Source organism: Fictibacillus halophilus (assembly GCF_016401385.1).
Lineage (GTDB): Bacteria > Bacillota > Bacilli > Bacillales > Fictibacillaceae > Fictibacillus > Fictibacillus halophilus.
The window spans coordinates 1,305,829-1,323,950 of the sequence record NZ_JAEACF010000001.1 but is presented as its reverse complement, the minus strand read 5'-3'; the positions used below and the strand labels follow the sequence as shown (position 1 = coordinate 1,323,950).

Annotated in this window: 15 protein-coding genes and 1 other annotated feature; of the genes, 2 read left to right on the top strand and 13 right to left on the bottom strand. The window is 38.4% G+C overall.

Features of this window, described 5'->3' with window-relative positions:
* Positions 1–89 precede the first annotated feature (89 nt).
* Both I5J82_RS06920 and I5J82_RS06915 read right to left on the bottom strand, forming a co-directional pair.
* On the bottom strand, positions 90–587 hold the full coding sequence (locus tag I5J82_RS06920; RefSeq protein WP_198767213.1) for a hypothetical protein: 498 nt from the start codon (positions 585–587) through the stop codon (positions 90–92).
* 79 nt (positions 588–666) lie between these two features.
* Positions 667–1,938, bottom strand: coding sequence for a M24 family metallopeptidase (locus I5J82_RS06915; RefSeq protein WP_198767212.1), 1,272 nt, complete (start codon positions 1,936–1,938; stop codon positions 667–669).
* 129 nt (positions 1,939–2,067) lie between these two features.
* On the opposite strand from I5J82_RS06915, the gene I5J82_RS06910 reads away from it, so the two are divergent.
* A complete protein-coding gene (locus I5J82_RS06910; RefSeq protein ID WP_198767211.1) occupies positions 2,068–3,396 on the top strand; it encodes an oligosaccharide flippase family protein in 1,329 nt (442 codons plus the stop codon).
* Between the two features lie 39 nt (positions 3,397–3,435).
* Here the strand turns inward: I5J82_RS06910 and I5J82_RS06905 are convergent, their stop codons facing one another.
* The 7 genes from I5J82_RS06905 to I5J82_RS20500 form a co-directional block, all read right to left on the bottom strand.
* Positions 3,436–3,885, bottom strand: coding sequence for a hypothetical protein (locus I5J82_RS06905; RefSeq protein ID WP_198767210.1), 450 nt, complete (start codon positions 3,883–3,885; stop codon positions 3,436–3,438).
* Positions 3,886–3,906: 21 nt separating this feature from the next.
* Positions 3,907–4,662, bottom strand: a complete 756-nt coding sequence (locus I5J82_RS06900; RefSeq protein WP_198767209.1) for a TspO/MBR family protein — start codon at positions 4,660–4,662, stop codon at positions 3,907–3,909.
* A gap of 97 nt (positions 4,663–4,759) precedes the next feature.
* Complete coding sequence (locus I5J82_RS06895) at positions 4,760–6,538, bottom strand: ABC transporter ATP-binding protein (protein WP_198767208.1); 1,779 nt, start codon at positions 6,536–6,538, stop codon at positions 4,760–4,762.
* Positions 6,535–8,274 (bottom strand): ABC transporter ATP-binding protein, encoded by a 1,740-nt coding sequence (locus tag I5J82_RS06890; protein ID WP_198767207.1) that lies wholly within the window; start codon positions 8,272–8,274, stop codon positions 6,535–6,537. The genes I5J82_RS06895 and I5J82_RS06890 overlap by 4 nt, the downstream gene beginning before the upstream one ends.
* A 225-nt stretch (positions 8,275–8,499) precedes the next feature.
* On the bottom strand, positions 8,500–10,041 hold the full coding sequence (locus I5J82_RS06885; RefSeq protein ID WP_198767206.1) for an FAD-dependent oxidoreductase: 1,542 nt from the start codon (positions 10,039–10,041) through the stop codon (positions 8,500–8,502).
* A gap of 362 nt (positions 10,042–10,403) precedes the next feature.
* Positions 10,404–12,023: a ribosomal protection-like ABC-F family protein gene (gene abc-f / locus I5J82_RS06880; protein ID WP_198767205.1), complete on the bottom strand. Its 1,620-nt coding sequence runs from the start codon at positions 12,021–12,023 to the stop codon at positions 10,404–10,406.
* Positions 12,024–12,131: 108 nt separating this feature from the next.
* Positions 12,132–12,254, bottom strand: a complete 123-nt coding sequence (locus tag I5J82_RS20500; RefSeq protein WP_255520073.1) for a hypothetical protein — start codon at positions 12,252–12,254, stop codon at positions 12,132–12,134.
* Between the two features lie 164 nt (positions 12,255–12,418).
* Here I5J82_RS20500 and cbpA point away from each other — a divergent pair, with 164 nt between their 5' ends.
* Complete coding sequence (gene cbpA, locus I5J82_RS06875) at positions 12,419–13,069, top strand: cyclic di-AMP binding protein CbpA (protein WP_198767204.1); 651 nt, start codon at positions 12,419–12,421, stop codon at positions 13,067–13,069.
* A gap of 42 nt (positions 13,070–13,111) precedes the next feature.
* On the opposite strand, the gene aroA is transcribed toward cbpA, so the two are convergent.
* The 4 genes from aroA to aroC are packed head-to-tail and all read right to left on the bottom strand — an operon-like array spanning position 13,112 to position 17,767.
* The gene (aroA, locus tag I5J82_RS06870; RefSeq protein WP_198767203.1) at positions 13,112–14,395 is read right to left on the bottom strand and encodes a 3-phosphoshikimate 1-carboxyvinyltransferase; all 1,284 of its coding nucleotides are present in this window, start codon (positions 14,393–14,395) and stop codon (positions 13,112–13,114) included.
* Positions 14,396–14,409: 14 nt separating this feature from the next.
* Positions 14,410–15,507 carry a prephenate dehydrogenase gene (locus tag I5J82_RS06865; protein WP_198767202.1) on the bottom strand — a complete coding sequence of 366 codons (1,098 nt, stop codon included), beginning with the start codon at positions 15,505–15,507 and terminating at the stop codon, positions 14,410–14,412.
* A gap of 16 nt (positions 15,508–15,523) precedes the next feature.
* Positions 15,524–16,597, bottom strand: a complete 1,074-nt coding sequence (aroB, locus tag I5J82_RS06860; protein WP_198767201.1) for a 3-dehydroquinate synthase — start codon at positions 16,595–16,597, stop codon at positions 15,524–15,526.
* A complete protein-coding gene (aroC, locus tag I5J82_RS06855) occupies positions 16,598–17,767 on the bottom strand; it encodes a chorismate synthase (RefSeq protein WP_198767200.1) in 1,170 nt (389 codons plus the stop codon). It lies immediately after the preceding gene.
* Positions 17,768–17,820: 53 nt separating this feature from the next.
* Positions 17,821–18,030 (bottom strand) — a binding site (T-box leader).
* Positions 18,031–18,122 lie beyond the last annotated feature (92 nt).

Genomic DNA, 18,122 nt, shown 5'->3' with positions numbered 1-18,122 from the left:
TAAAGTGATAAAGTTCGCAATTTAATGCTTAATTATTGAAAAATGAGATCAAAAAAAGACGTGTTTTCATTACGATACACGTCTTTTCCTTAAAAATCGTTCCATTCAATTTTTCCGCATTTATTTTTCGGGTCAAGTTCAATAGCAAAATTATGCTTTTCATAAAAGTGAATGAGTCGATCTACATGTCCCCAGTCTCTCTTTGCTATATCGCCTTTTATCGTTGGTATGTTTTTATCCGAAGCCGTTTCTTTTAAATAATGCATACAGATTGATCCGTATCCCTTATTAGCAGGTCCTTTGATATCACCGATATGAAGCGTGTTTTCATCTTCATAAACGGCATCTATTGAAAAATCCCAGCCATCATATCTTGATTCACAATCATTAATCATTATTTTACATTGATCTAGTTGTTCGGATTTATATACGATCACAAGGTTATCATCTTTTGTTTGATCTACACCGATTACATCATAACTTTTTGCAATTTGTTTCATATCGTTTTGCATGCGCAATAATTGAAACTGGAGTTCGTTGCGATCGAGTTTTGTTTCTTTATCTTGTTCCTGTCCAAGCAATAACATTTTATCTCTCCCCTCAACAAGCTGAAACACACAGTTTCTCATTGTACTAGAGGTGAATAGATATTTCAAATGTATTTTATTACCACCTTGGATCGATTATATAAAAATCTGATTGTCTCCCTGTAAAATATCGCATCATACCTTCTTTAAAGCAGACGGTTTCTTCAAGATAGATCGGAACAACTTTGTTCCATTCAGGTATGAAATGTCTAATGTTAAATTCCAATGCATAGCACGTATTATTCTCAATCTTTAGTTCTCCTCGAACAGGAATACTTTCTTGTTTATCATACAGTCCGATAATCGGGCCTGCTCCGTGACAATGATAGCCGATCGGATGTGAATAAAGCATAGCGTCTAAATGGTTTTGCTTTGCTTTTTTTAATACATTTAAAAATATATCATTACCCGACATTCCTTCTTTGCAGATTTCAAAGAAAAGATCTTCAAATGTGTTCGCAGCCTTTAGTGCATTTTTTAGACCAGATGGAGGTTCTTTCTCATTGCGACTCAGAACATAAGCCAATTGTTGAGTATCTGTGCAAAGACCTAGATACTCTATACCGAAGTCTAAATGCAAAATATCTCCGGGAAGAATGGTGCCCTCCATTCTGTCTGAAGATCCATCTTTCCTTTGAATATCAACAGTAGGATAAAAGGAAGTTTTCAAACCTAAGTCTCTCACACGTTGTCTAATCCATTCAACAATATCCTGAGTTGAGGATTTATGAGGTGTGATGAGTTCGTTGGTAAACGCTTGCTTTACGATTTTTTTAGTGATCTCTTCAAGTTCTTTATACATATCAAGCTCAGACTCTGTTCTTGATTGAAGCCAATCAATCGCAAGGTTTTCAGATGAAATCAGCTTTGGTAAATGTTGCTGCCCTAACACCTTTTTAATTCGCTCATAATTCGAATGACTTAATCCATCACAAAAAGCGTAATTCAATGAAGTATTAACAGCTATAGAATCAGGATCAAATTCTTCAACCAACCTTTTTAATCCTGTAAAAGAATCTTCGCCAATTTGAAGGGGAAAGCATATATAAAAAGGTTCAAATTTTTTGTTGGAAGATATAACATACCTTTTTATTTCATCACAATGTTTATCAATAACGAATGCAAAAATGGTTTGTCTTCTTGAACTATCAATCGCAGAAGGAAAGAAAGTCTTTCCTAGTGGGTCTTCATTATATTCTTTTCCAATTGTAATCCACATGTCTACGTTATGTTTCTTCATTAATAATGGTAATAGTTGTTGCAGTCTTTCTAAAAGCCATTGATCCATGATTTTTTCTTGCTCGTATAATGATAAGATTTTAACTGAGTTTTTTTCTGTATGTAATGTCAAAATAACCTCTCCTTGTTCTGCTATATGCTTAACTTTCTCCTTCAATGTTTAAAGTCCTTTGAGGTCTTGTTTCATTTTTTTTTGCATATGAATAAAAGGACAACGTGTACAAGGAGATGCACTTATCGTATGAATATATTTTTCAGAGGGGTATTACTGCTTGCTGCTGCCGCATTAGTCGGTGAAAGCTTAGAATTTATAGTAAACATGGTGTTAGCTAGAGAATTGGGGGAATTAGGACTCGGGCATTATATGTCGATCTTTCCAACTGTCATCTTAATCATTATTATAGCGAGTTTGGAATTACCGATCTCCATTTCAAAGTTCGTTGCTGAAAAAGAGGAGAAACAACATTACAGCATGTTGAAACATGCTACAAAGATGACGATTTTGTTAACTGTAGCTATGATTGTGCTCGCTTTAGTGATTCTGCCTTTTATACCTGTTTTCAATAGTTATCATCCGTTAGTCAGATGGCTTATGGTCTTATTAATCCCGTTAATTTCACTAACTTCTATAGCTAGAGGGTTTTTTATGGGGAAACAGCAGATGGGCAAGTTAGCCTTCTCGAACTTATTTCGAAAAATGGCTCAGCTCATCTTGTTAACAGGAATTTATCAATTGTTTTCTTTTGATAATGAAACGGCAATCCTTATAGCATTAGCAACTTTTGTAGGGAGTGAACTCGTCGTTTTCGTCTATCTCTTCACGGCTTATTTAATACAATACAAAAGAATGCAAAGTCACAACAATGAGCATCTTTCATCAAATGAAGTTACCAGAAGTCTTATGGCAGTTACGATTCCTACTACGGGGTTACGCCTCTTCCATGCTGTCACAAACGCCATACAACCGTTCTTAATCAAATATTCATTGTCACTTGCAGGGTTTTCAGGGGTTGCAGCAACAGAAGAGTTTGGTCTACTGGCAGGTGTGGCCATATCCATCGGTTTTTTCCCTGCATTTATTGCGCATTCTCTTTTGGTCGTCTTGATCCCTACAGTTTCAGAAGCTACTGCTAAAAAAGATGTAGAAAAATTAAAAAGCCTGCTTATTCGTGTGATGGGCATAACTGCATTATATGGCTTTCCAGCAGTTACAATCTTTTTAATGTTTTCAGAAAAACTTACCTTAATGTTCTTTCATTCACAATCCGCAGCTACATATTTAGAATTATTGTGGCCCAGCTTTTTATTTACTTTTTTTCTAATACCACTGCAAGCTTATTTGATCGGTCTTGGCTTAATTACAACTGCATTTGTTCAGTCGGTTTGGTCAACAACATTATCATTTGTTCTCATGTACATGCTAGGTTCACAGCCATCATTAGGGATGCATGGCATCATCATTGGAATGAACGCAGGGTCAGTGCTTTTAATGCTTCTTCATTATTTCTCTGTGTGTAAAGCGATCGGAATCAACACGTGGTTGAGTGCAAGAAATAACTATCAGGATTAAAAGAGCGCTTAAGCAGGAAACGTATCCTGCTTAAGCGCTTTAGTCTTGTCTACACACTCGTTGAGTGGTTTGAGCTAAGAAAGCCTGAACGTCGTATTGTTTTTGTTCTTGCTTTTTAAATACCCATTGTGAAGGAATTCGTGAACGAAGAAAATCGAGCTGTTCATCTGAGAGTTTCATGTCTATTCCAGATTCATTCATTAAAAAGTCTTCGTTCTCTTTAAGCTTATATTTTGTCTGTATTAAGTTCAACAATCCCCTGATCGTAATAAACTTAAAGGTATAACCCGTTGTAATCGCAGAAACAACAGTTTCCCAGTTCTGTTCTGCAAACTCAAAAAAGTAAGTCCAGCTTGACTCTTCTTTTCCAACATGTTGAAGTGCTTCGTATTCCCTCGTTCTGATCACTTCGAGCAACCGTTCTCCTGAAACACCGCTCGCTATTGCTGACTCCAATAATAAGCCGATCGGCATCGATAACTTTACCATCTTTTACTCTCCCCTAAAATGCTATTTCATTGCTACTTCTCCTCTTCTTCTGGTAGCAACTCTCCAAATAATGAATAACAAAAGCAAAATAGCTAACGAAAAACTTGTATACGTGAGAACTTCTATCTCTCCCTTATGTCTAACACCTATTCCGATATACGCCCAAACAAAGACGAGTGGGTAAATAACATCTTTGTTTAAAAGGGTAAAAAAGATTGCTAATCCTGTACCAACTATGAGCATGATCACAGTCCATGTAACAGATGAAAGTCCAAAACCATTCCAGCCGCTATACTTTAACACAACTGCTGTATTCACGATTGTCGCCACACTGATCCATCCTAGATAGACCGAGAACGGAAGTCGAACGAACGAAGACTTGTTATCCTGATTTTGAATCTTCGTATAGATCATAATGAGTGACAATAAGAGGCCGATCATAACAATCCAAGATAAACCTAGAAGTTCATGATGCCAAACAAATATCCATGTACAATTTAAGATACAGTTTAATACAAACCACAGACCAATACTTTCATACACGGGTTCATTTCTGTTCTTCGGCAGCACTTGAATGATCACCCAGATCGTTAGCAGCACATAGATGAGTCCCCATATGGAAAATACATAACCTGCTGGAGTAATTAACACATTGTATTTTGCTGATAACTCTCCGGTCGTACTTCCATTTAAAGGTAATGCGTTTGCAAGATAATTAACAAAGATTACTGCCGCTAGTGCTGCGATGTTCAGAAGTGCTCTAATAGTTGCTGACATGAATGATTCCCTCCTTTGGATATATAGTTTCATATATACCCAAATTAGAGTGGAATTATGAGGAAAAGGCAATCTTAGTTAGATTGCCCAACCCTTCTTAACTGCTAAATGCTTGTGTTCCAATATCCGCTTCTCGTTTAAACAACCTGCTGTATACGCCATTATCAGACTTGAGCAACTCATCATGAACGCCGTCCTGAATCATTACTCCATTTTCAATGACAATCACTCGATTAGCAGCCAAAACGGTTGAGAGTCTATGTGATATAATAATGAGCGTTTGTTTTGATTTTCTTTTATTAATCGCTTCATTGACCTGAACTTCTGTGATGGGATCTAAAGCAGAACTTGCTTCATCAAGAACTAAAATGGCGGCATCTTTTACAAGAGCTCTTGCTAATGACAGCCTTTGCTTCTGCCCACCAGACAGCAAACTGCCTCTTTCTCCAACTAGCGTGTTTAGTCCATCCGGAAGAGAAAGTAAGAATTCCTTGAGTCCGCTGTCTTCTATAGCACTTACCAACTCATCATCTGTTGCTTCAGGCTTGGCTATTCGTAAATTATCCGCTAAAGAACCATTTCGAAGCTGTACATCTTGTGAAACAATCGCAACTTGTGACCGAAGCCACCCAGCATCTATCGTTGATACGTTCTCTCCGTCAATAAAGATCGCTCCACTCTCAGGCTCATACAATCGCAATAATAAATCTACAACCGTTGATTTACCAGATCCGCTCGGTCCGACAAGCGCTACTGCTTCTCCAGACTTTACGGAAAATGATAAACCTTTTAATACTTTATCTTCTTTTTCAGGATAACCGAATGTAACATCTCTAAATTCGATCTCTCCTTCCATTTCGTTTGGAGTGAATCCCTTTTCTGTTTCAGCACTAGATACTTCTTGACTAAGTAAAAGTTCTGAGCGATCTAAAGCGGGACCCGTTCTCCTTACTGAAAGCCAGTTTCTTAACATTCTTTGCATCTCATTCGCGGCGATAGCTACAAGACCTGCTGCTGTTAGCATCTGACCTGCTGTTAGTTTATCGTTCCATATTAAGTATGCGCTAAGTCCATACACCACAGCTAATGCAAGACCGTTGTAGCTTCCGATAACCACAATGGATTGCATCCTAGCTTTTAATTCATGACGAGATTCTCTAATGAACGATTTTCTTATCTCAGCTACGCTTGATACCTCACCATCAGAAACGCCTAAAACCCTTGAAAGATGGATCCCTGTTACAGATTCCCGAAGTCTCTCAAGATAACGAGAAGCTTCTTTTCTCGCATTCGCTGAAGATTGTCGTGTACGTTGACCGACTGCGTTTGACGTTAAATAAAAGATAACTCCTAACACAACACTCGTGATCATTAAATAAGGATGAATCCAAAGAAGGACGATGCTGTATAAAATAACACCTTGTACAGATGCCATAAAGGTCGATCCTTCCCAAGCCAGGAAATTATGAAGTGTATCTGGATCATCAGAAACTCGAGCCATCATTTCACCAGATTGATTGTTTTGATAAAAGGAAAAAGGTAGGTTCTGCAGATGTTTAAAGAGTCTTAACTTTTGCCAGTTCGTTACGGTCTTCGCAACTTGGTGACAAAAGTATTCATCAATAACCATCAGGATTAAATCAGCAACTGCTGCAAAAACTAACAGCCACATCAACCCCCATAGAAGTTGATTAGACTCACCAGGTAAAATCGAATCAACAAGCCAACCAAGTGCAAGCGTCGGAATCAGTGCAGAAAATACTTGAGATATAGCGATAACAAACGCATCAGCAAACACCCATTTTTTATGTGGTTTCAAAAAGGCTAGAACGCGTCTGCCATCTCGATTTTTTTGTTTCAAATTCGTTTGGCTCATAGCGCTCTCTCCTTTTCTAATTCACTGTATTGCGCCATATAAAGTTCGTAATATTGTCCTCGTTCTGCAAGAAGTTCTTCGTGCGTACCCGATTCTGCTACAATTCCCTTGTCTAGTAATACGATTTTATCTGCATCCCTCACGGTGATCAACCGGTGAGCAATCGTGATCGTCGTTCTGCCAGGTATGAGTTCTTCAAGAGCGGACTGAACGCGTTCTTCTGTTTCCCCATCCAGTGAAGAAGTTGCTTCATCAAAGATTAATAGTGCAGGGTGTCGAAGGATAGCTCTTGCAAGTGCAACACGTTGTCTTTGTCCGCCAGAGAGCTTAAGTCCCCTCTCACCAACGATGGTTTCATAGCCTTCTGGCAAGGCAGCGACAAAATCTGTAAGTCCTGAAGCATCACATGCCGCATCTAAATCGGCTTGAGTTGCATCTTTTCTTCCATATAATAAGTTCATCCGAAGTGTATTGTTTAAAAGAAACGTTTCCTGGGAAACGACTCCTACCTGCTGACGAAATGAATTCCTATTGTACTCAAACAAGTTTTGTTGGTCGATTTCAATTGAGCCTGCCTCAGGTTCATAAAGACCGAGCAGCAATTGGATGAGCGTAGATTTTCCGCCACCGCTAGTACCGACAATACCAATATGTTGGCCAGCTTTCATATTCAATGAGACGCCTTTTAACACATATTCTTCGTTGCCGGGATAACGAAACCAAAGATTATCAATATCAATATCCCCTCGAACCGGTTGCATCTTTGGCAGATCATCTTCATGTTCCTTTGGTAAATCAAAATATTCATAGATTCGCTGAAGAGCAGGAATAGCCTGCTGTATGATCAATGCATTCTCAGCTAGTGAACGAATGGGAAAAAACATCGTAGGAATAAACCCTAAACAAGCAACAAGTGTACCGACAGAAATCGTATTATTCCAAACTGCCATTCCTCCAACAAGCATGACTACGCCTGGTGTAGCGATATTAAATAGATTACCAAGACGCCAGTTTACTTTTCCGATCAAAGCGGCACGTATGGAATAATTCTTCCAATCTGTTAACTTCTTATCTTGTGTATGTAGTTCTCTTTCTTGTGTTTGAAACGTACGAACTAGTCTAGTCGATTCGATACTTTCCTGAAGATGGTGATAAATATCTGCGCGCATATCCCGCTGAACGGCACTCATTTTTCTCATTGTCGTTCCAAGTTTAAAAGACGGGTACAGGTAGATGGCGAATACACAAAACATAACGATTGCAACCGGCCAGTATAGAGCAAACACGGCAATAAAAGCAGCGACCGCACTCACTACTTGTTGTACGAATCGAGGCACGACCGTATTATTTAAGTTCTGAACAGCTTCTACGTCGTGAGTAAGACGATACAGCATATCTCCTCGAGGTGTAGTCGTAAAAAATGACATCGGCGTTTTATGCAAACGTCCGAATGCACGCATCTGCATATCTGTAATAACGTCTAAACCGATCTGAATTTGAATAAATTCTTGCAATGATTCAAATATCACCTTAAATAAAAACGAGAACAGAACCCCCGCGACAAGCCAACCGATCATATCCGTCATTTCATTCGGCAGGATTTCATCAACAAGCTTACCCGCTAGTATAGGTGGTATAACGGTAAAGGCGCCACCGATTAACGAACAGATAAAAGCCAGAAGAAGCCCCCTCCAATAAGGCTTAAAGTGCTTTAATGTCTCTCTTAAAAGCTTCATATTTAATTCCCCCTCTCGCTTTCAAGCACTTTATTTTATACTAAATTCATAAAATTTTCATTATTTTTACTTGTAATTTTTTTGAAAATATAAAAATAAATTCGTTGTAAGCAATATATTATTTCTGTAGGCTTTTTATACAAATTGGTGTCAAAATAACACACAATCCAAAAAAAATGACTTATTAAAGTAACACGTACTTTAATAAGTCATCTACTGTTAATTCTATTGTAATTCTACACGTTTAAGAGGTTTTTTTGCTGGCCCTTCAACGACTGAACCATCGTATGAAAAACGTGAACCATGACACGGACAATCCCATGTTCGATCACCGCTGTTCCACTCTGTCTCACAACCGAGATGTGTACAAGTTGTATCTACAATATGAAGTTCTCCATTATTGTCTCGATAAGCCCCACATCTTTCTCCGTCAACCGTTACGGCACATCCCTCATCTTTATTTAAACTTCTTGGATGCTTTGAGGGTTTGTCTAACTTTCCAGATACAAAGTGCTTGGCTACATCTGCGTTTTCCTTTATAAACTGTTTGATATCAGATGGATCAGCTTGGAACCTTTGTGGTTTATATAAGTCAGCGAATTCATTCTTTCTACCCAAGATATGATCTCTAATGATTAAAGCAGCAAGTGTACCTGTTGTCATTCCCCACTTTTTGTAACCTGTAGCCACAAATATGTGATCATGCTTATGTGTAAGCTTTCCGATGAATGGAATTTTATCAAGTGTGATTAAATCCTGAGCAGACCAGCGATAAAGTACTCTATCCAATTTTAACGATTTTTTCGCTTCTTTTAATAGAGCCTCATAGTGCTGATGAGTCGGGATTCCTTGTCCGGTTTGATGACTTTCTCCACTAAGGAGTACGATTTTTTCACCGTCCTGTAAGATAGAACGATAAGAAAATGAGGTTTGATCAACACCCATATACATCCCATTCGGAAATGAGTCCTGTGTTTTTACCGCCAATACATAAGAACGCTCTGCCATCATTCTAGTAAAATAGAAACCCAATCCATCGAAGAACGGGAAATGTGTGCAACAAGCTACAAAGTCAGCTGTAATTTTGTGTCCGTTACTTGTTTGTACAACAGCTTTTTTGTCATTCTCTTCTATAATATCTGTTGCTGTCGTGTTTTCGTAGACCTCAACACCAAGTGACTCCATTTCCTGTAATAAAGCCGCTAAATATTTTACAGGATGAAAATGTGCTTGATTCCTCATAACAAGCGCTTTTTTATGCGGTATGTTAAATGGAAGTTTTTCGACCAGCTCACCATCGATTTCTAACTGTTGATAAGCATCTGCTTCTTTGTTAAGCTTTTTAATTCCTTCCTCGGTGTTGGCATAAAGATAGGCATCATGTTTTTCTAAGTTACAATGAATGTTATTTTGTTTAATAAGATTCTCAATAAACTGTTTAGCTTGTTCGTTTGACTCATAATAAAGGCGTGCTCGATCTAATCCAATATGTGAAATCAGATGATCATAGATGACATCGTGTTGAGAAGTGATCTTTGCAGTTGTATGTCCAGTTGTTCCATTAATCACTTTACCTGCCTCGATCAAAGTAACTTTTTTTCCTTCTTTTGCTAAAAGATAAGCTGTAGTGATTCCGCTAATCCCTGCTCCTACAACAACAACTTCTGTTTCATGATCTTCATTCAATAGAGAATATGTAGGTAGATTTAATTGCTGCCTCCAAAGCGGTTCTGGAAACTGCGGCATGTTATTTTCATAGTTACTCATAAGTACCTCCTGTTTAGACACGTTTTCTCTCCATTATTCCCCATACCAAGGGAGAACAATCAGTAGAAATGGAATAAAAGAAGGCTCTTTTCTTAAGACTATTTTCGTGTAGGTTGATTTCCGTTCCAGGCTGCTCGCTTTCCACGGGGCAGGCGGTGAGCCACATTCGTACATTTCCCGTATAAGTGTCTCACCTGTCTAGCCACTGTAACTAACAGGTGGTGACTTCTAGTGACGCAAAGCGGCAGGAGGCTCATCGTACGCCCCATGAACGAAAACCAACACTATAAAAAAACAAGAAGGTATAAATAAAAAGAAACAGGCTATTTAAAATAACCTGTTTTTTTAGTAGAGTAGTTGAATTAATGGCTTAACCGCTTTTCAAGTGCATAATTAAAATTTCCATAATAACTCTCTAAGATTCCCTCTTCTAACCAAAGAGTTCGCTCAAATAGTTTGTTCATAAAATAGCGGTCATGGGATACTGATAAGATCGTTCCATCAAACTCTTCTAGTGCTAATTCTAATGCTTCACGCGAATCAATATCTAAATGGTTTGTCGGTTCATCTAGTATTAAGAAATTGAATCCTTCATAGACAAGCTGTGCAAGTCTGAGACGTGTTCGTTCTCCACCACTAAGCTCACTTCCTTTTTTGTAAACGGATGCGCCGTAAAACAAAAACTTAGCTAGATGATGCCGAGCTTCTCCTTCTTCCATCGGTACTTTTTCTCTGAAAATATCAAGTACAGTTTGAGATGATTCAGCAGTAAGTCCCATTTGAGAAAGGTAACCAATCGAAACGGATGGTCCTAGTTTTATCGTGCCATTGCAGTGGTCAAGAGATTGTAAGGTCTGAAGCAGTGTCGTTTTTCCTGATCCATTTTTACCGACGAGGGCTACTTTTTCACCATATCGAATCTGTAATTCAAGATTACTTAAAATCGATCGTCCATCAATTGATTTACTAAGCCCTTTAATTACCGCTACATCTTGTCCACTTCTCTTGTTTACTGAAAATTCGAATGCAGCTTTTTTGCGTTCCAGTTTAGGGCGTTTCATACTCTGTATTCGATGAAGTGCCTTCTCCATGTTTCTCGCTCTTTTGAAGAATTTTTCATTTCCTGAGCGAGCACCCCAGTCCCTAAGTTGTTTGATCGACTCTTTAATCTTTTTAACTTTCTTTTGCTGTTCTTCATATTTTTCAAATTCTAGAAGAAGATTGTTTTCTTTTTCTTTTAGAAAACCTGAGTAACTTTGATGATATAAGGTGCATTCACCGTCTTCTATATCAATCGTCTTTGAAGTAACTTTATCTAAAAAGTATCGATCATGACTGATAATAATAACGGAACCTTTATATTTTTGAAGATAGTTTTCTAGCCAATTCATCGTTTCGATATCGAGATGATTGGTAGGTTCGTCTAAGAGTAGAAGTTCAGGTTCTTTTAATAACAAACAAGCCAGACCGACTTTCGTTTTTTCCCCTCCGCTTAATTGCATAAATGGTTGATGAGAGAGTTGAGTTAGACCTAACCCAGCTAAAACTCCATTTATCTTTGACTCAATCGCATAACCGCCGAGTTTTTCAAATTCTTCTTGCAATCTATAAAGCTTATTTAGATTTTTTTCTAACCGGTGCGTTTGCTCTGGATCACTTAAACAAGTGTTAACATGCTGAATTTGAAGTTCGATCTCATTAATTTCTTGAAATGCTGCAGAAACAACATCATATACTCTCATATTCTCTGTATGCTCAGGAAGTTGTTCCAAATAACCGATTTCTGCATCCTTCCTGATGGCTATTGAACCTGAGTCCGGATAATCAACCCCGCTTAAGAGCTTAAACAATGTCGTTTTTCCTGAACCATTTTGTCCGACTATACCTACTCGGTCTTGATCGTGAATTTCAAAAGAGATATTTTTTAGGATTTCGTTTCCGCCATACATTTTTTTAACTTGATGAACAGTGCATATAATCATTTTCATTTTCTCCTTTTAATCCAATGCCACTGCCCTTTTTTTGTATACAAAAAACCATGAGCAACATACCTGCCCATGGTTTATAACAAATAAAAGGATAGGGTAAGGTTACTTTGTGATGTACTTTAATGTTTTAACTGAAAATGGACAGACTCCGCCAATTTTAGAAAATACATAAGTAATTGCACGGAAAACAACCAACCAGTTAAACATTTGTACACCTTTAAGCATGCCTTACACCTCCTTTTAAGAATTTATAAAATATTCTAGTAATAGTATATGGTATTATTACTTAATATGCAATTAGGAAAAAAGTTGAGTAAAAGTAAAGGTAATTTGCTTTTTTTGTCGAAATAGTTTTAAATATTTATATTATTCTGAAAAGGGTGTGTCCTATGAAAGTAAAATCCAACTATCTAACTAAATCCAAAGTAACGTTTGTAACAGAGAACATGTCGATCAGCGAAGCACGATATACCATTATTCAGTCAGGGTATCGTTGCATACCCGTTTTGGATGAATCCGAACAAAAATTTGTAGGTCTTCTTTTTAAAGAGACCACATCAGATTATATTATTGATAATATCGGCTCAGTTAAGGATCATGTTAGTAGAATTGTAGAAGAGAAAGACGCTTTTATTCATGAGAATACAGCTTATTTCAAGGTGCTCTTCACGATCAGGCGCCTACCATTTATGGCTGTTGTCGATGATGATCATAACTTCCTTGGAATCATTACTCACTCAAAAGTAATGGATATTTTAGAAGATTCTTATGGCATTAAGAAAGGTGGTTATTCTTTAACGGTTTCAACCACAGAAGGAAAAGGTTCGTTAAGAAAACTCTTTACTGCCATTCATGAAGAGTACAATATTGAAGGTGTTTTTACTCAAGATGCAGGAAAGCAATTTCTCCGCAGAGTTGTTATCACTTTTAATGAAAGTGTTTCTCGTGAAGAAATCGATGAACTGGTTCACCGAGTGGAAGCGAATGGTTTCAAGGTAGCAGATATTGAAGATCTTCGAACATTTTCAAGTGTTCAATAATACAAAAAACGTTCCCTTTTCATGTCGGGGAACGTTTTTTATTTACGACGAGAGTAAATTTAGTTGTTCAAAGAATGAAGGGTATGAAACAGCGATCGCTTCACTGTTTGTAAGAATTGTCTCACCTTCTGCGATACAAGCGGCCACACTTAACATCATTCCGATTCTGTGATCACCGTAGCTTTGTACAGAAGCTCCATGTAATGAAGACTTACCATGTATGATCATACCGTCTTCTGTAGCTTCTATATTTGCACCCATTTTCTTAAGTTCGTTCACAACGGTCTCAATTCGGTCTGTCTCTTTCACTCGTAGTTCATGTGCGTCTTTTATAATCGTTTTTCCTTCCGCTTGAGTTGCGGCGAGAGCTATGATTGGAATTTCATCGATCAATCGAGGAATAAGATCACCTTCAATGACCGTCCCTTTTAAGTCAGAGCTTTTAATGATTAAATCTCCAAAAGGTTCTGAAGCTTCATCATTTATATTATGGTATGTTACATCTGCCCCCATATTTTTCAGCACATCTAATATTCCTGTACGAGTTGGATTTAATCCTACTTTTCTTAACGTGATCTCACTGTTTGGAACAATTGCACCTGCTACTAAAAAGAAGGCAGCTGAAGAAATATCCCCTGGTACTTCAATATGAGTTCCTCTTAATTTCTGACCACCTGCGACCGAAACCGTTAAATCATCATTTTCAACTTCTACTCCAAACGCTTTTAGCATGCGTTCTGTATGGTCTCTTGATTTGAAGGGTTCCTTTACAGAAGTTGTTCCTTCTCCATCTAATCCAGCTAGAATGATAGCTGATTTTACTTGTGCACTTGCGATTGGAGAGGTGTAATGAATACCTCTTGTTTCGCCGCCTTTAATGTGAAGTGGGACCTTGTTTCCCGAATCTTTGCCTTCAATTGTAGCTCCCATTTCTTTCAAAGGGTTGGTAACGCGATTCATCGGTCTTTTTGCGATTGAATCATCACCTGTTAAGATCGACTCAAAAGGTGTGTTAGCAAGAATACCTAGCATCAGCCGGATCGTAGTTCCCGAATTTCCAACGTACAACTCTTCTGAAGAAGGTGTTAATCCTGTGAGTCCTTTTCCTTCTACTGTTACTTTTTCACCTTCTTGTAGAATCGAAACGCCGAGTTTCTTGAAACATGAAATCGTACTTAAACAATCTTCACCTGTTAAAAAACCATCAATTGTCGTTGTTCCCTCTGCAATGGACCCAAACATGACAGCTCGATGTGAAATCGATTTGTCACCAGGCACTTTAATCGATCCTTTAAGTCGTTGAATGGGATGTAATTGTTTTGTCATAGAATAGTGCCTCCTTATAAAGTGATTTGAGTTAAGTAATTCTCTTTTTGTAATATTTCTTGTGCCTGATCTCGATCATTGTCATCTTGGAAACTCAATCGAAGTACCCCATTTAAACCTTCTCTTACTTCTAAAATACCGAGATTAATAATGCTGATCTCAGATTGTGCCAGAAGTGCAGTGATATGAGATAAAGCACCTACTTTATCGAGGATATCCACATATAAATCTGAAAACGGATGGATCGCACCTTTTGACCGAACGGGTAAGGAATCTCGGAATGATTTTGCTCCATCAAAGTAATCATAGAGTTCTGATTCATCTCCTTTTTCTACGAACTCTATCACCGTATCCATCTCATTTTTCCACTCGTGTAATAGAGTTAGAAGATGTGACTTATTTTGACTAACAATATCACTCCACATTTTAGGAGAGCTTGAAGCAATGCGCGTAATATCTCGAAACCCTCCCGCTGCAAGTTGCTGAATCAACGGTTTTTCCTTGGCATGGTGCTGTGCAACCCTCACAAGGCTTGAAGCGACAAGATGAGGAAAGTGACTTACAATTCCTGTAAGGAAATCATGTTCATCTGGATCAGTAACGAGAAATTTGGCTCTTGTCCCTTTTAACCAAGTCTTTGCTTCATCTATATCAACATCAGTTGTTATAGAGTTTGGTGTTAAAAAGTAAAAGGCATTTTCTAACAGATGTACCTTTGCACTTTCCACTCCCGTTTTATGTGATCCAGCCATAGGGTGACCACCAATAAAACGAATACCCGTAGCGGCCATTTCCTCTGCTTTATTCATAATGGATTTTTTTGTACTGCCAACATCCATAACTAACGCTTTAATTACAGGTGAAATGGAAGCTAATTTCTCCATCACCTGTAACGTTGCTTCAACAGGTGTTGCAATTATGATAAGATCTGCTATTTGGGCCATCCCAGTAAAGTCTGTAACAGCTTCGTCAATTACTCCTATTTTCGCTGCCGTTACACTGTTGTCAGCATAAACGTCATACCCATAGATTGTTGCTTCGTGTTCTTGTTTTATAGAAAGAGCGATTGAACCACCGATCAATCCAACCCCTATTAGTAAGACGTTTTTCATTTACTACTACTCCTTTTTAGACCTCTTCTATAAAAGAAGATAATTTACTCTCTAATTCTTCTGAAGTAAAAGGTGATAAATAGGGCTTACTGAAACCGTTCAGTAGCACCATTTGAATCATGCCCTTTTCAGCTTTTTTATCTTTTTTCATTCGCTTGATTAGTGAGGAAGCAGATAAGTGCTTAGGAAATGACGGATAACCTAAAGTTGTTAACCACATTTTTAATTCTTTTCCTAAAGTTTCAGTGTCCCCGCTTAGTGAAAGTGCAAAAAGCATACCTAAAGCTACTGCTTCACCATGGGTGATGTCTTTGTATTGAAGCTCCCCTTCAATAGCATGGCCGAGTGTGTGGCCAAAGTTTAAATATGCCCGAATTCCTTTTTCTTTCTCGTCTTTTGTGACGATTGCATTCTTGATTTCAATACCTTGTATAAGAGCTTTCTGTAGGGAGTCTCCTTTTAAATCATCTATGGTTTTAACGTTTTCTCGCAATGAACGATATAGATTTTCATCAGCGATTAATGCATGTTTGATTACCTCTGCAAAACCAGATCTTTTTTCGTTAGGTGGTAAGGTAGTTAAGAAGTCTGTCGAATAGATCACCGCTTCAGGTTGATGAAATACGCCAATCATATTCTTACCTTCAGGATGATTGATTCCCGTTTTTCCACCTACTGCACTATCATGTGCAAGAATAGTAGTTGGAATTTGAATAAAACGGATTCCTCGCATATAGGTGCCTGCTACAAATCCAGCAAGGTCTCCAATCATTCCACCTCCAAGGGCAATAACAACAGATGTCCGGTCCAGTTCTTTACTTAAAGCAAAGCTTTGACAAGCCATGTAATTTTCGAAAGACTTTTGATCATCACCCGCTTGAATCTGTATTGTTTCATGAGTGAAAGCATCACCAATCACACTTTGTACAGTTTCTAAATAAAGATTTCCGACGTTTTCATCTGTTATGATCAATAGGTTTTTGGGTGAAGGTTTCAGGTTTTCTAAGACTGTTTTAAGCTCGTCAATAACGTTTTCACCAATAAAAACCGGGTAGTTTTTTGAAGGTGTTGTTATGTGTATCGTGTTCATTTAAAACACCCTTGCACGTTCTTGGTGCTGCACGATGTTTTTCTTAATCACATCCATGTTATCTTGTCCAAATTGATTGACTAACGCACTTGCAAGCTCCCACGCAACAACAGACTCTGCTACAACACTTGCAGCAGGAACCGCACAGCTGTCAGAGCGTTCAATGCTTGCCGCAAAAACTTCTTTTGTTTCAATATCTACACTATTTAGCGGTTTATATAGAGTAGGAATCGGCTTCATCACACCACGAACAACAATTGGCATTCCGGTTGTCATTCCTCCCTCAAAGCCTCCTGCGTTGTTTGTTCTTCTTGTATAGCCACGTTCGATATCCCAAACAATCTCATCATGCACTTCACTTCCAGGTCTTCGTGCTGCTTCAAATCCAATACCGATCTCAGCACCTTTAAATGCATTGATACTCATGATCGCTGCTGCTAATTTCGCATCAAGTTTATTATCATAATGCGTGTAGCTTCCTACACCTACAGGCATCCCTTCTACGATTACTTCTACAACCCCACCTATAGAATCTCCGTTTTCTTTTGCTGTATCAATCGCTTCCATCATGGTTTTTTCTACATTTTTATCTAAACATCGTACAGGTGATATCTCGGTTTTTTCGCGAAGCTCGTCTAAGGATTCATAGGTTGTGTTCTCGGCTACTACACCGCCTAGTTCTAATACGTGTCCACCAACTTCAACACCAAGTTCTTTAAGAACCTTTTTCGCAACAGCACCTGCCGCAACTCGTACGGTTGTTTCTCTGGCTGATGAACGTTCTAACACGTTTCTCATATCTCGATGATTATATTTGATAGCACCGTTTAAATCTGCGTGACCTGGTCGAGGTCTGGAGATCACACGTTTCACTTCTGCGTTCTCGTCTTCAAGAGGTTCAGCACCCATGATCTTCGTCCAATGAGTAAAGTCTTTGTTCTCAACTACGAGTGTAATCGGTGAACCCAGCGTTACTCCGTGACGCACACCACTTACGATCTGAACCTGATCTTTCTCAATCTGCATACGACGTCCACGCCCATGACCTTTTTGACGTCTAGCAAGTTCTTCGTTAATGTCATCTGCTACTAGAGGCAAACCTGCTGGTACACCTTCAATGATTGTTGTGAGTTGAGGGCCGTGTGACTCCCCTGCAGTTAAATATCTCATTTTCTATTCCTCCTGTTTGCCTGTTTTGTTGTACAAAAAAATCCCTGCTAATAAGCAGGGACGAATTGATATCGCGGTACCACCCTGACAGCAAAGACTAAACCTCTGCCACCTTCATTGTCATAACGGAAATTATCCGGCTTTTATAAAAAAGCTTGCTCAAGAATTGTAATTCGTGAAAGGCTGTGTACTGATTTGCACCACCATCAGCTCTCTAATAACAGGGAACCATTCCACTACTGCTGTTCTTTCATTGCAATTGAATTTATAAAGTTATAAACAGTTTTAGCACGTTGAAGCGCTGTTGTAAAGGAAATTCATTCATTTTTCTTAAAATTTACATTACCTTCATCTA